The sequence below is a fragment of the Actinomyces sp. HMT 175 genome, assembly GCF_016694895.1.
GTDB lineage: Bacteria > Actinomycetota > Actinomycetes > Actinomycetales > Actinomycetaceae > Actinomyces > Actinomyces oris.
The window spans coordinates 865054-879395 of sequence record NZ_CP068012.1; the positions used below are offsets into that span (position 1 = coordinate 865054).

Annotated in this window: 13 protein-coding genes; all 13 read left to right on the forward strand. The window is 70.7% G+C overall.

All coding sequences use genetic code 11. From position 1 onward, the window contains the following. Positions 1-282: 282 nt before the first annotated feature. The 13 genes from JJJ14_RS03720 (at position 283) to JJJ14_RS03780 (ending at position 14339) form a co-directional block, all read left to right on the forward strand. Positions 283-945 carry a 2'-5' RNA ligase family protein gene (locus JJJ14_RS03720; protein ID WP_201444721.1) on the forward strand — a complete coding sequence of 221 codons (663 nt, stop codon included), beginning with the start codon at positions 283-285 and terminating at the stop codon, positions 943-945. Next, positions 942-1964 (forward strand): YihY/virulence factor BrkB family protein, encoded by a 1023-nt coding sequence (locus JJJ14_RS03725; protein ID WP_201444722.1) that lies wholly within the window; start codon positions 942-944, stop codon positions 1962-1964. The genes JJJ14_RS03720 and JJJ14_RS03725 overlap by 4 nt, the downstream gene beginning before the upstream one ends. 81 nt (positions 1965-2045) lie before the next feature. After that, the gene (locus JJJ14_RS03730) at positions 2046-3275 is read left to right on the forward strand and encodes a mannose-1-phosphate guanylyltransferase (RefSeq protein WP_201445069.1); all 1230 of its coding nucleotides are present in this window, start codon (positions 2046-2048) and stop codon (positions 3273-3275) included. A 792-nt stretch (positions 3276-4067) separates the two neighbouring features. Further along, positions 4068-5168, forward strand: coding sequence for a BMP family lipoprotein (locus JJJ14_RS03735; protein WP_060956554.1), 1101 nt, complete (start codon positions 4068-4070; stop codon positions 5166-5168). Positions 5169-5225: 57 nt separating this feature from the next. Then, complete coding sequence (locus JJJ14_RS03740) at positions 5226-6755, forward strand: ABC transporter ATP-binding protein (protein WP_201444723.1); 1530 nt, start codon at positions 5226-5228, stop codon at positions 6753-6755. Then, the gene (locus JJJ14_RS03745; RefSeq protein WP_201444724.1) at positions 6752-8071 is read left to right on the forward strand and encodes an ABC transporter permease; all 1320 of its coding nucleotides are present in this window, start codon (positions 6752-6754) and stop codon (positions 8069-8071) included. The genes JJJ14_RS03740 and JJJ14_RS03745 overlap by 4 nt, the downstream gene beginning before the upstream one ends. 3 nt (positions 8072-8074) lie before the next feature. Continuing rightward, positions 8075-9367, forward strand: coding sequence for an ABC transporter permease (locus tag JJJ14_RS03750; RefSeq protein ID WP_201444725.1), 1293 nt, complete (start codon positions 8075-8077; stop codon positions 9365-9367). Beyond that, complete coding sequence (locus tag JJJ14_RS03755) at positions 9364-9798, forward strand: cytidine deaminase (protein WP_201444726.1); 435 nt, start codon at positions 9364-9366, stop codon at positions 9796-9798. The genes JJJ14_RS03750 and JJJ14_RS03755 overlap by 4 nt, the downstream gene beginning before the upstream one ends. Before the next feature lie 40 nt (positions 9799-9838). Then, the gene (locus JJJ14_RS03760) at positions 9839-11182 is read left to right on the forward strand and encodes a thymidine phosphorylase (RefSeq protein ID WP_201444727.1); all 1344 of its coding nucleotides are present in this window, start codon (positions 9839-9841) and stop codon (positions 11180-11182) included. Then, positions 11179-11982: a hypothetical protein gene (locus JJJ14_RS03765; RefSeq protein WP_201444728.1), complete on the forward strand. Its 804-nt coding sequence runs from the start codon at positions 11179-11181 to the stop codon at positions 11980-11982. The genes JJJ14_RS03760 and JJJ14_RS03765 overlap by 4 nt, the downstream gene beginning before the upstream one ends. Positions 11983-12059: 77 nt before the next feature. Next, a complete protein-coding gene (locus tag JJJ14_RS03770; protein WP_201444729.1) occupies positions 12060-12290 on the forward strand; it encodes a hypothetical protein in 231 nt (76 codons plus the stop codon). Positions 12291-12337: 47 nt separating this feature from the next. Further along, complete coding sequence (gene deoC / locus JJJ14_RS03775) at positions 12338-12991, forward strand: deoxyribose-phosphate aldolase (RefSeq protein WP_201444730.1); 654 nt, start codon at positions 12338-12340, stop codon at positions 12989-12991. A gap of 163 nt (positions 12992-13154) precedes the next feature. Further along, positions 13155-14339, forward strand: coding sequence for a metal ABC transporter substrate-binding protein (locus JJJ14_RS03780; RefSeq protein ID WP_201445070.1), 1185 nt, complete (start codon positions 13155-13157; stop codon positions 14337-14339). Positions 14340-14342: the final 3 nt, after the last annotated feature.

Sequence of the window (14342 nt, forward strand, 5' to 3'; positions counted from 1 at the left end):
TGAGGGGCCGGGTTGCATGGGCCCAGTCTGCCAGACCTCGACGTCGAAAACGCCATGTCCGCACGTTCCCGCACAGAGTCGCACAGGCGGCGGTGGTGGCGGCCGTTCCACCCGTTCGGTCGGTCATGGCACACTATATCCCGCTCGTGCTGCGCTCCCGGCTGGGATAACGGGGGTGTGACACGGTAATGTGTTCGGGTCGCCCTCGTGGTCATGCGTTCTCCGGACGCAGGAACTCACATCAGCCCGATCAACCAGTCATCCCGTAGGAGCCCAGGAGTCATGCAGATCCCCGCACCAGACGCGCACCAGTGCGTCATCGGTGTGGCCATCGCCCTGCCCTCCCACTACGCCGCCCAGGTGCGGGCGGTGCGGGAGGCCGCCGGGGATCCTCTGGCCGAGGTCGTGCCGCCCCACATCACGCTGCTGCCGCCCACGGCCGTCGACGTCGACTCCCTCGACGAGGTCATGCGGCACCTGCGCAACGTGGCTGCTGGGACGAGCCCCTTCGAGGTGCGGCTGGACGAGGTCGGCACCTTTCGGCCCGTCAGCCCCGTGGTCTACCTCGGGCTGCGCAGCGGCGCCGAGGAGTGCGACCGTCTTCAGGTGCGGGTGCGCGACCGCCGGGGACCCCTGGCCCGTTCGCTCAGCTTCCCCTTCCACCCGCACGTGACCCTGGCTCACGAGGTTGCTGAGGACGGCCTCGACACCGCGGCGAGGAAGGGCGAGGACCTGACCATGAACTTCACCGTCACCGAGCTTCATCTCTACCGACACCGCAGCCGGCCCGCCGGCCACGGCGGTGGCCGGTGCTCGGCTTCGGAAGGGGGCTGGGACGTGGTGGCCGCTTTCGCCTTCGGGGGCTCCCTGGCCCCTGACGCCTCCGCCGACACTGCTGTGCCCGCAGTGTCGGTGCCCCCGACGACTCCGGTGGTCTCGGTGTGATCGAGCGCGTCAAGGAACTGCTGGAGGCCGGGCGGCGCACGCGGGTCGGCCGGGCCCTGATCCGCTACGGCACGGCGCGAGGCGCGCTCATGGCCGGAGGAATCGCCTACACGGGTATGTTCTCGGTCTTCGCCGTCCTCGTCATCGGCGTGAGCATGCTCATGGCGATGCTCGGTCAGCACCCCACCATCCGGGCCGCCGTCGTGGACTCCATCAACTCACTGCTGCCCGGTGTCATCGACACCGGCAACGGCAAGGGACTGGTCTCGGTCGAGCAGCTGACCCTTCCCTCGGCGCTCAACCTGGGATCGGTGCTGGCGGCCGGGGCCTTCATCTACTCCGTCATCAGCCTCATGGGTACTCTCAAGATCGCCTTGCGGGCCATGTTCGGACTGGTCAATCCCGTCATGAGGCCGGTGATCGGGCAGCTGGCGAATATCGCGGGGTTCCTCGTCATCGTGGCCGGAGTGCTGGTGACGGCCATCGCCTCGGTGGTGACGACGACACTGTCGGGCAGCGTCGGTCGTTCCCTGGGCCTGCCGCAGTCGCTGACCGGAACCGGGGCGTGGGTGATGACGCTCATGCTCTCCTTCCTCATCGACACCGGTGTCCTGGCGCTCCTCATCACTGTGTGCGGCATCCGCCCTCCCCGACGCGACCTGCTGCAGGGCTGCATGCTGGGCGCCTTCGCCCTGGGCGTGCTGCGCCAGGTGGGGACCGGGGCGGTCGGCTCGGTGACGCGCAACCCGCTGCTGGCCTCCTTCGCGGCCATCGCCGTCCTCATCCTGTGGCTGCACCTGACCAGCCGCGTCGTGCTGCTCGTGGCGGCCTGGATGGCCAACCCGCCGCTGCCCCGCGACGTCGACCACCCCGACGAGGTCCACGCCCACGAGCGCCCCAACTACGTGACGCTCTCCGTGCCCGAGACCCTGGCCTGGCCCCGCCAGTCCATCACCGGCAGCCTCGAGGCGGACCCGACGGCGCACCCCGACTACGTCCCCCCGGTGCCGATCCCGTGAAGGCCGGGTCCCGGCGCTGCCGTGAGCCCGACCTGGTGAACAGGCGGCGGGCCGGGACGATAGCCTGTGGCGGTGACTGAGATTTCTGGCAACCCTGGCAAGCCCGATCGCGCCGTACAGCCCGACAGCTCGGCGCCGGCCATTCACGCCATCATTCCCGCCGGAGGTGCGGGCACCCGGCTGTGGCCGCTCAGCCGACGCCGGCGCCCCAAGTTCCTCCTCGACCTCACCGGGGTCGGCCGCAGCCTCCTGCAGGACACCGTTGAGCGCCTGGCGCCGGTGACCGCGACGACGACGGTCGTCACCGGCGTCGCCCACATCGCCGCCGTGGCCGACCAGCTCCCGAGCGTTCCGCGCGACAACCTCCTGGCCGAGCCCTCCCCGCGAGACTCCATGGCGGCCATCGGTCTGGCCGCCGCCGTCATCGCCCACCGCCACGGGCGAGACGCCGTCGTCGGCTCCTTCGCCGCCGACCACACCGTGGCCGACCGGGTCGCCTTCGCCGACGCCGTCCGCCAGGCCGCTCTCCTGGCCGAGCAGGGCTGGGTGGTCACCATCGGGATCGAGGCCACCGGCCCCTCGACCGCCTTCGGCTACATCCACGCCGGCGACCCCACCGACGTGCCCGGGGCCCCCGACGGACGCCGGGTCCTGGGCTTCACCGAGAAGCCCGACGCCGACACCGCCGCCGCCTACCTGGCCACCGGCGACTACCGCTGGAACGCAGGCATGTTCGTGGTCCGCGCCGGCGTCCTCCTGGACCACCTCGCCGAGCTCAGGCCCCAGCTGGCCCAGGGCATCGAGGCCATCGCCGCCGTCTGGGACGCCCCCGAGCGCGAGGAGGTCCTGGCCGAGCGCTGGCCCGCCCTGGAGAAGATCGCCATCGACCACGCCATCGCCGAGCCGGTGGCCGCCGCCGGGGGAGTGGCCACTGTGCCGGTCTCCATGGGCTGGAACGACGTCGGTGGATTCGACGCCCTGACCGACCTCGTCCCGCCGCGCACCCAGGGCCCGGCCACCGGTGCCAGAGTGCTCGACGACACCGACGACACCGACGGCTCTGCCGGAACGGGCACTGCCGGGACTGGCACCGTCGGAGACGCCGCCCCGCGCGCAGAGATCCGGGCCCTCGACTCCGACGGCGCCCTCATCGTTTCCACCTCCGGACGCACGGTGGTGCTCCTGGGAGTGCCGGGTGCCGTCGTCGTCGATACGCCCGACGCCCTCCTGGTCACCACCCCCGAGCGCGCCCAGGACGTCAAGAGCGTCGTCGACGTCCTCAAGGCGGCCGGCCGAGAGGACCTGCTCTAGCCGAACCACTGCACCGGGGACCGTCTTGTCCCCTCGACTTCTGAAACGCCCACGCGGGCGTGATTCCGGGTATGGCTGGCCGCCCCGAAGGCAATGGTGGGTCGATGGAAGAGGTCCGGCGTCTCGCCAATGTCCATGGCGCTGACATTAGCTCCGCTCTGGCGCCGCACGCCGAGGGCAAACCGCGGAATTTCAACGATCCTCACCGGCCGCTTCCGTGGCGGGTTCGCTAATGTCAGCGCTGTGGACACTGGGCTGCCTTCGGCGTCGGCTCAGCGGGGTTCTCGCGGCGCAGCCCGACGCCCTCACCCCAGGTTCGACCCCACTGGCCCTGCTCGGCTCCTGATCGGGGCCTGGAGGTTGTGGTCCGACGTCGGCTCCGGCCCGGGGCTTGTGAGAGCCGCCCCTACTCCACGAGGGGCGGGAGCCATTGGCCAAGGCTTGTGCGTACTGCACGAAGGCCCTCCCTACCTGGAGTACCCCCATCCTTCCTCCAGTAGCACCCGGGCCTCGTGCATTGCGACCAGACGACGCCGGACGCCACCCGATCTGCCGCGAGCAGCCTCGCCGCCCCTGTCGGTAGGGCACGCAGCGGCAATCGGGGTCGGTCAGCCGGCCCTTTGAGGGCCCGGCGCCGGAAGAAGACAGCCCTCTGGTGCCGGGCCCCTCATTGAAACCACGACGATCACGTGCTCATCCCGGTGGAACACGTGGTGTGAGAATGGGAGGTTCTCGCCTATCCTTGACACTCGAATGTGTCCCCCGTCGCACGCGAGAACCACGGAGGTTTCCATGAAGAAGGCCTGCTCCGCGATGACGCTCGGCGCGGCCGTGGCCCTGGCCCTGGCCGCCTGCGGGACGCCACCGGCCCAGCGGCCCGCCCGCAACCTCGAGGGCGCCAAGAACTTCACCGCCTGCATGCTCTCCGACGAGGGCGGATTCGACGACCACTCCTTCAACGAGTCCGGCAAGAAGGGCCTGGATCGGGCCGGCAAGGAACTGGGAGTCAAGACCATTGCCGTGCAGTCGGAGAACTCGGCCGACTACGCCACCAACATCTACGCGCTCATTCAGCAGAACTGCAAGCTCGTCATCGGCGTCGGCTTCAACATCGCCGCCGACCTGACCGAGTCGGCCAAGGCCAACCCCGACATCCAGTTCGCCCTCATCGACGCCTCCTTCATCGGCGCCGACGGCAAGCCCGCCACCCTGCCCAACACCAAGCCGCTGCTGTTCAAGACGGCCGAGGCCGCCTACCTGGCCGGATACGCCGCCGCCGGTACCTCCCGCACCGGGGTCGTGGGCACCTACGGCGGCAAGCCCCTGCCCACCGTCCAGATCTTCATGGACGGCTTCGCCAAGGGCGTGGCCCGTTACAACCAGGACACCGGCGCCCAGGTCCAGGTCAAGGGCTGGGACACCACCACCGGCAAGGGCGGCTCCTTCGTCGGCAACTTCACCGACGCCGCCAAGGGCCAGGCCATCACCGAGCAGTTCATCTCCCAGGGTGCGGACATCATCATGCCGGTGGCCGGCCCCGTCGGCCAGGGCACGCTGTCCTCCGTGCGCCAGAAGAACGACGCCGGGGGCACCAACGCCGTCATCTGGGTCGACTCCGACGGCTACACCTCCTCCGGTGACGGCAGCATCATCATGACCTCCGTGGTCAAGGAGATCGGCAACTCGGTCTTCGACACCGTCAAGAACGCCTCCGAGGGGAGATTCTCCTCCGAGCCCTACATCGGAACCCTCAAGAACAACGGGGTGGCCGCCGCACCCTTCCACGACTTCGACTCCCGGGTGCCGGCGCCGGTCAAGGCCAGGCTCGAGGAGCTGCGAGGCCAGATCATCGACGGGTCCCTCGACGTCTCCACCCCCTACGACCCCTCCTGACCGCCCGGCCGGGGCCGGCGCCCCGAGCCTCCACCGCCACCCGGAAGCGAGCCTGTTGTGAAGCTTGAGCTGCGCGGGATCACGAAGGCCTTCGGGCCGCTCGTGGCCAACGACCATATCGACTTAACCGTCGAACCCGGCCAGATCCACGCCCTCCTGGGCGAGAACGGCGCGGGCAAGTCCACGCTCATGAACGTCCTCTACGGCCTCCACCAGCCCGACGCCGGAGAGATCCTCATCGACGACGAGCCCGTCACCTTCTCCGGTCCGGGCGACGCCGTGGCCGCAGGCATCGGCATGGTCCACCAGCACTTCATGCTCGTGCCCGTCTTCACCGTGGCCGAGTCCGTCGCCCTGGGCTACGAGCCGGTTGGGTCGCTGGGGCTCCTCAACACCGGCGCCGCCGCGGCCAAGGTCACCGAGATCTCCCGCCGCTTCGGCTTCGACGTCGACCCCCACGCCCTCATCGAGGACCTGCCCGTGGGCGTCCAGCAGCGCGTGGAGATCATCAAGGCCCTGGCCAGAGACGCCAAGGTCCTCATCCTCGACGAGCCCACCGCCGTGCTCACCCCGCAGGAGACCGACGAGCTCATCACCATCATGCGCGAGCTCAAGGCCTCGGGCACCTCCATCGTCTTCATCACCCACAAGCTGCGCGAGATTCGCGAGGTCGCCGACACCATCACCGTCATCCGCCGCGGCCGCGTCGTCGGCACCGCTGAGCCCACCGCCTCGGCCGCCGAGCTCGCCGGCCTCATGGTCGGCCACGACGTCTCCCTGACCGTGGACAAGCCCCCGGCGGCCCCCGGGGACGACGGGCTCACCCTGGAGGGCATCAGCCTCATCGAGGACGGCACTACCCTGCTTGAGGACATCGACCTGCACGTGCGCGCCGGCGAGATCCTCGCCATCGCCGGCGTCCAGGGCAACGGCCAGACCGAGCTGAGCGAGGTCATCCTCGGGCTGCGTCCGCCCACCACCGGCTCCATCGCCTTCGACGGTCAGGACGTCACCCGCCACACGGTGCGCCGCCGCCTGCGAGCCGGACTGGGCTTCGTGCCCGAGGACCGCACCACCGACGGCATGGTCGCCGAGCTCTCCGTCGCCGAGAACATGGTCCTGGACCGCTACGACGACCCCTCCCTGGGGCGGGGCCCGTCACTGTCCCCGACGCGCGTGCGCCACGCCGCCCACCGGATGCGCGAGGAGTTCGACGTGCGCGTCACCGACGTCGACGACGCCATCTCCACCCTCTCGGGAGGCAACCAGCAGAAGGCCATCCTCGCCCGTGAGCTCTCCCGGCCCCTCAAGGTCCTCGTCGCCTCCCAGCCCACCCGAGGCCTGGACGTGGGCTCCATCGAGTTCGTCCACCAGCGCATCGTCGCCGAGCGCGACACGGGCACCGCCGTCCTCATCATCTCCTCCGAGCTCGACGAGATCTACGCCCTGGCCGACCGGATCGCCGTCATGTACCGCGGACGGATCGTCGGCACCGTCCCGGCCGACACCGCCCGCGACGCCCTGGGCCTCATGATGGCCGGCACCCCCGCCGAGCAGGCCCTCGACCCTCAGGAGCAGACACGATGAGCACCCCCACTACCGGCTCCAGCACCGAAGCGACCCCGACGCCCCCGTCCGAGGACCACCCCGAGGAGCAGACCAAGCACGGCCCGAGCGGCCAGGCCGCCCTGCTGCGGCAGGTCGCCTCCTCACCGGCCGTCGTCGGGTTGCTCGCGGTCCTGACCGCCCTGATCCTCAGCTCGATCCTCATCCTCGCGGCTGACTCCGAGGTGCGCTACACCGCCACCTACCTGCTCAACCGTCCCGGCGACTTCCTCCACGCCACCGCCTCCACCCTGAGCGAGGCATACAGCTCCCTGCTGCGCGGCGCCGTCTTCGACTGGCGCGCCACGACGGGCGTGCGCATGATCCGCCCCATCACCGACACTCTGACCAACGCCACCCCGCTCATCATCGCCGGGCTCGGCATGGCGGTGGCCTTCCGTGCCGGCCTGTTCAACATCGGGGGCCAGGGGCAGATGATCCTCGGGGCGATCACCGCCTGCTACGTGGGCATCGCCTGGAACCTGCCCCCGGTGGCCCACCTGCTCGTCGCCGTCGTCGGGGCGGCCCTGGGAGGACTGGTGTGGGGCGGCATCGCCGGCGTCCTCAAGGCCCGCACCGGCGCCAACGAGGTGATCGTGACGATCATGCTCAACTCCATCGCCGCCCACCTGCTGTCCCAGGTGCTCAGCCTCAAGGCCTTCAACGGGGAGGGGGAGACCGGCAACCGCAAGTCCCTGACCGTGGCGGATGCCGCCCAGTACCCCTCACTGGCCGGCGACTCCTTCCGCCTCCACGCCGGTTTCCTCCTGGCCCTGCTGGTCGCCGTGGCCGTGTGGTGGCTCATGGAGCGCTCCCGCCTCGGCTTCCAGCTGCGGGCCACCGGCCTCAACGCCGACGCCGCCCGCACCGCAGGCATGAGCGTTCCCTGGGTGACGAGCCTGGTCATGATGATCTCCGGCGCCCTGTGCGGGCTGGCCGCCACCGCGCCGGTCCTGGGCACCCAGAAGAGCATGGACGAGTCCGTCGTGGGCACCATCGGCTTCGACGCCATCACGGTGGCACTCCTGGGCCGCTCCCGCCCCCTGGGGACCGTGCTGGCCGGCCTGCTCTTCGGGGCGCTGCGCGCCGGGGGCACCGCCATGCAGGCCGCCCCGGGCACCCACATCAAGATCGTCCTGGTCCTGCAGTCCACGATCGTGCTGTTCATCGCCGCGCCGCCCCTGATCCGGGCCATCTTCCGGCTCCCGGAGCGCCGCGACACCCTCGGCGGCACCGCCCCGTCCCCCGCCTCAGTGCCGGCCGCAGCCCCGGCCGCTCCCGCCGCGAAGGAGGCCTGAGCCATGAGCGCATCAACCGCTTCCGCCGACTCTCACGCCGCGACCGCACCGGATGCCTCCGCACCCGCGGCGCTGGCGCCCATGGATCTGAAAATCCCGATCACTGGCGTCGTCGTGCTCCTCCTGCAGGGGCTCATGGCTCTGGGGGCCCGCGGCTCGACGACCTTCGACCTGACCGCCTCCTCCGACCTCTTCCGGCTCGGTGCCCCCGAGCTCAACGCGCGCCTGGTCATCCTCGCCGCCGCTGGGATCGTCGCGGCGGCCACCGCCGTCGCCTTCGACCGGGCCCGGCGCCGCCGCAGGATCCCCACCTGGGCCGTCATCCTCATCGGCATCGGATTCGTCCTGGCCTTCCTGGCCTGGGCAGGGGCCGGAAGCCGCGGCGTCATCCCCCTGGTGACCATCCTGTCCTCCGCGCTGGGACTGAGCGTCCCCCTCGTCTACGGCTCACTGGCCGGGATCATCGGGGAGCGCTCGGGCACCATCAACATCGCCATCGAGGGCCAGCTCCTGGGCGGGGCCTTCCTGGGGGCCGTCGTCGCCTCGGCCTGCTCCAACCCCTGGGTGGGGATCCTGGCCGCCCCCGTGGCCGGAGTCCTCGTGGCCCTCCTGCTGGCCCTGTTCGGCCTGCGCTACCGGGTCAACCAGATCGTCGTCGGCGTCGTCCTCAACGTCCTGGTCTCCGGGCTCACCGGCTTCCTGTTCTCCACCTTCCTGTCCTCCAGCCCCAGCCTCAACCGGGCCCTGCGCCTGCCCACCCTGGCGGTGCCGCTGCTGTCCCGGATCCCGATCATCGGGCCGGTCCTCTTCCGCCAGACGATCCTCGTCTACCTCATGTACGCGGCCGTGGCAGTCCTGTCCGTCATGCTCTTCCGCTCCCGGTGGGGGCTGAGGCTGCGGGCCTGCGGTGAGCACCCCAAGGCCGCCGACACCGTCGGCATCAACGTCATGCGCACCCGCGTGGCCAACCTGGCCCTGGCCGGGGCGCTCGCGGGACTGGGAGGGGCCTTCTTCACCGTCGGCTCGGGCCTGTCCTTCGAGAACGACATGACCGCCGGCAACGGCTACATCGCCCTGGCCGCCATGATCCTGGGCGCCTGGCGGCCCCTGGGCTCCCTGGGGGCGGCCCTGCTCTTCGGCTTCGCCACCTCCGTGGCCCAGACCCTGCCGGTCATCGGCAGCTCGGTCTCACCGGACATCATCTCCATGATCCCCTACATCGTCACGATCCTGGCGGTGGCCGGATTCGTGGGCAAGGTGCGTGCGCCGGCCGCCGAGGGGGTGCCCTACCCGTGAGCAGCATCGTGCCCACCGAACTGACCGACGCCCACTGGCGGGCCCTGCACGAGCTCGCCGTGGAGGCCATGACCCACGCCTACGCCCCCTACTCCCGCTTCAAGGTCGGTGCCGCCGCCCTGGTCGACGACGGCCGACTCGTCTCGGGATGCAACGTGGAGAACGCCGGCTACGGCGTCACCCTGTGCGCCGAGTGCGGCCTCGTCTCCGAGCTCACCCGCACCGGGGGAGGCCGCCTGGTCGCCTTCGCCTGCGTGGACGCCCACGGCCGGGCCCTGGCACCGTGCGGGCGCTGCCGCCAGCTCCTGAGCGAGCACGCCGCCGACGGTATGGTGCTGGCCATGCCCTCAGGGAGGATGACTATTGACGAGGTCCTGCCCGACCGCTTCTGCGCCGACGACGTCGAACGCGTCGTCGGCCCGCAGAGCTGAGGGCCGGCTGACCAGCAGCCACAGATGGAGGAGAAACCCCGTGACCGTCCCCGCCACGCCCGCCGTCGAGCCCTTCGACGCCGTCGACGTCATCGCCGCCAAGCGCGACGGCGCCACCCTGACCGACGCCCAGATCGACTGGGTCGTGGACGCCTACACCCGCGGCGCCGTCGCCGAGGAGCAGATGAGCGCCCTGGCCATGGCCATCTACCTGCGCGGCATGAGCCGGGCCGAGATCGCCCGCTGGACCGACGCCATGATCGCCTCCGGAGAGCGCATGGACTTCTCCGGCCTGACCCGCCCCACAGCGGACAAGCACTCCACCGGGGGAGTGGGGGACAAGATCACCCTGCCGCTGGCGCCGCTCGTGGCCGTCTTCGGCGTGAGCGTCCCCCAGCTGTCCGGACGCGGGCTCGGGCACACCGGCGGGACCCTGGACAAGCTGGAGTCCATCCCCGGCTGGCGGGCCGACCTCACGGGCGAGGAGATCGCGGCGATGCTCGGCGCCGACGGCCCCGGCGCCGTCATCTGCGCCGCCGGGGCGGGACTGGCCCCCGCCGACAAGCGCCTCTACGCCCTGCGCGACACCACCGCCACCGTCTCCTGCGTGCCGCTGATCGCCTCCTCGATCATGTCCAAGAAGATCGCCGAGGGGACCGGCGCCCTCGTCCTGGACGTCAAGGTCGGCTCGGGCGCCTTCATGAAGGAGTTGGGCCAGGCCCGCGAGCTCGCCTCCACCATGGTGGCCCTGGGCACCGACGCCGGCGTGACCACCCGCGCCCTGCTCACCGACATGTCCACCCCGCTCGGGCGCACCGCAGGCAACGCCCTCGAGGTCGCCGAGTCCCTCGAGGTGCTCGCCGGCGGGGGACCGGCCGACGTCGTCGACCTCACCGTGGCCCTGGCCCTGGAGATGTGCGCCGCCGCCGGCAGACCCGTCGAGGAGGGCCAGGCCCGCGCCGCCCTGGCCGACGGGCGCGCCATGGACATCTGGCGCGACATGATCTCCCGCCAGGGAGGTGACCCGGACGCACCCCTGCCCCTCGCCCCGGAGACCGAGACCGTCACCGCCCCGGCCGACGGGGTCCTCACCACCCTGGACGCCCTCGCCATCGGGGTGGCCGCCTGGCGCCTCGGGGCCGGGCGGGCCCGCAAGGAGGACCCGGTCCAGGCCGTCGCCGGCGTCACCATGCACGCCAAACCGGGAGACGAGGTACGCGCCGGCCAACCGTTGCTCACCCTGCACACCGCCACCCCCGAGCGCTTCACCCGCGCCCGGGAGGCACTCGCCGGCGGCATCGTCATCTCCGAGGCCGGATCGCTGGAAGCGGCCGACGCCGTGGCCCGCCGTCAGCGCGGCGTCATCCTGGAGCGCATCGGATGACCACGCCCCGGCCGGTGGGGCCCGCCATCGTCGCCCGAGCCGTCAACTCCCGGCTGCGAGTGGGCCGCCTCGCCCAGGCGGGCCAGGCCATCACCCTGACCCAGACCGACGCCACCACCTGCGGGCCCACCTGCCTCCTGGCCGCCCGACTGCTCCTGGCGCCCGGCGAGCGCGCAGCGGTGACGGATGACCTCGCCCAGGAGATGACCCCCTCGCCACCCGGCCGGGAGGGCAAACAGCTGGTCTCCGTCCTGTCCCGCCAGCAGCTGCGTCTCCAACGGGCCATGAATGTCCGCGGTCTGGGGGTCCTGCCCTGGCCGAAGGCGCTGGGTTCCACGCCCTGGTCCGTGGCCCGGCAGATGACCGACATTGCGAGCACCTGCACTCCGGGCGGAGGGCGTCGTCGTTACACGGTGAGGTGGGTGAGCGACCACGGCCCCGCCTGGGGCAGTGAGGTCACCTCGATCCGAGATGCGCTGGCAGGCGGACTCCCGGTCATCCTGGTCACCGGCGGCCCGCTCGTCCTCGACGACGTCTCCGAGGGCGAGCCCACGGCGAGGACGAGGCTGCGCACGTCCCTGGCACGCACCCCGGCCGTGCCTCGCCACTACGTCCTGGCCCTGCCCTGGCGGACCGTCGGGCAGGAGGACCCCGGTGAGGGGAGCGCACACGTCTACGAGCCCTCCAGCGGCGCCGTGCGCCCCCTCGACCTGACTGCCCCGCGCGATCCGCACCGCCCCGGCCCCCGCGAGCTCGGCAACTGGCCCCGCGTCCTCGCCGTCATCGCGCCCGAGAACTGACCATGGCGAGTATTCTTATGGCCCGAGAGGTTGGGAACCAGATACGCGAATCTACTTTCCGGTAAGGGCGGTGCCTGATGTCGACTGTCAGCCATGATGAGAGTCTCCGGGATATTCAGCGAGCCCTGGCGATCATGATCTTCACCGTCGGAGTCCTCGGGGCGGTGGCGATCCTGTCGGTTCCCTTCGCCATCGGCCTGTATGGCCTGCGCGGATTATGGCTCCCGGTAGTTCTCCTCATCCCGCTCGTCCTGCAGGCGTGGGCGCTTCGCGTCCTGCGCCGGGCCGAGTCGACGTTGCCCGGATGAAACGGGTCGGGACATGATGTCGTGACTGCCCACCAGGAAGGACCCCCATGACCACGCGCGCCCGGATCGCCCGCCTCATCGACCACACCCTCCTCAAGCCCGAGGCCACCACTGCCCAGGTCGACGCGCTCATCGCCGAGGCCGCGGACCTGAACACCTACAGCGTGTGCGTCTCCCCGAGCCTCCTGCCGCTGGAGGTTCCCGACGACCTGCACGTGGCCACCGTCTGCGGCTTCCCCTCCGGCGCCCACGCCACCGCCGTCAAGGCCGCCGAGGCCGCCGACGCCCTGGCCAAGGGCGCCGAGGAGATCGACATGGTCGTCAACCTCCGCCTCGTCAAGGAAGGTGACGCCGACGCCGTCGAGGCGGACATCCACGGCGTGCGCGAGGCCTGCCGGGGTGCCCTCCTCAAAGTCATCATCGAGTCCGCCGCCCTCACCGATGAGGAGATCGTCTCCACCTGCCGCGCTGCCGAGGCCGCCGGGGCCGATTTCGTCAAGACCTCCACCGGCTTCCACCCCGCCGGTGGAGCCTCCACCCACGCCGTCGCCCTCATGCGCGCCACGGTGGGAGAGCGCCTCGGCGTCAAGGCCTCCGGCGGCATCCGTACCGCCGCCGACGCCCTGGCCATGGTCGAGGCCGGAGCCAACCGCCTGGGCCTGTCCGCCAGCGCCGCCGTCCTGGAGGGGCTGGAGGACTGAAGGGAACCGTGCGTCGTCGCACATTACCGCACCTCACGGACGGGCCCGGCATAGCAGCCGGGCCCGTCGTGTCCCCTTCGGTATGCAGTAGGAAGGATCGCCTCAACTTGCCAAGTTTCGGGTCTCCGAAACTATACTCGGCTCTATGAGAACCATCCCCAGTATGAGTCGCCGCAGCGCCGCGGCGCTTGCCTGCCTCGCCCTGTCCGCTCCCGCCCTGGCTGCCTGTGGTCACAGCTCGACCTCGGCCGACGCCGCGGGAACGGTCAAGGCGGTCGCCTCCACGACGCAGATCTGCGACTACATCACCCAGCTCGCCAGCGGCGACGCCTCCAGTGATCTCTCCTTCGACCGCACCGGCGCGGACGGCAAGACCCAGCACTTCGGAGCCGACGCAGCCAAGGCCACGTCCCACCTCACGCTCACCTGCCTGCTGGCCCCCAACGCCTCAGCGCATGAGCACGACATGACCACGGCCCAGTCCAAGGCCTTGTCCGAGGCGGATCTCTTCTTCGTCTCCGGCGTCGACCTCGAGCACTTCCTGGACTCCGCCGTCGACTCCTCCGGCTTCAAGGGCACCATGGTGGTGACCTCCGGGGTCGCTGGGGCCGCCGACGTCGATGACCTGGCCGCCCAGAAGAAGAAGGAGGAGGCCAAGCCCTACAAGGTCGACCGGGGCAGCGCCAAGGTCGAGGTCGCCAAGTGGCCCTTCCCGCCGGAGGAGGGGGAGAGCGAGCCCGAGTTCCGCTTCGACCCGCACGTGTGGACCTCACCGAAGAACGCGATCGTCCAGGTCACCAACATCGGTGCCGCCCTGGAGAAGGCCGCCCCCGACCAGGCCGGTGTCTTCCGCAGCCACGTGGACGCCTACGTCGCCAAGCTCAAGAAGCTCGACGAATGGGCCGCAGGCTCCCTCAACTCGGTACCCCAGGACAAGCGGGTCCTGTTCACCAGCCACGACGCCTTCGGCTACTTCAGCAAGGAGTTCGGCGTGAAGTTCGAGGGTGCCGCCCTGTCCGACTTCAACGCCCAGCAGGACGCCACCGCCGACAAGATCCAGCAGACCGCGGACAAGGTCAAGTCCTCCGGAGCCGTGGCCATCTTCGCTGAGAACTCCAACAACCCCAAGTCCATCCAGAAGGTCGCCGAGGTCGCCGGAGTCAAGGCGGTCATCGGTGACGAGGCCCTCTACGGCGACTCCCTGGGGACTCCCGGATCCGACGGCGAGACCTACATCGGCTCCATCCTCCACAACGTCTCCAACCTCACCAAGGCCTGGGGCGGCACGGTCACCGAGATCCCCGCCGACCTCGCCCAGTGGAGCCCCAAGGCCTCCGACGTCAAGTGAGGA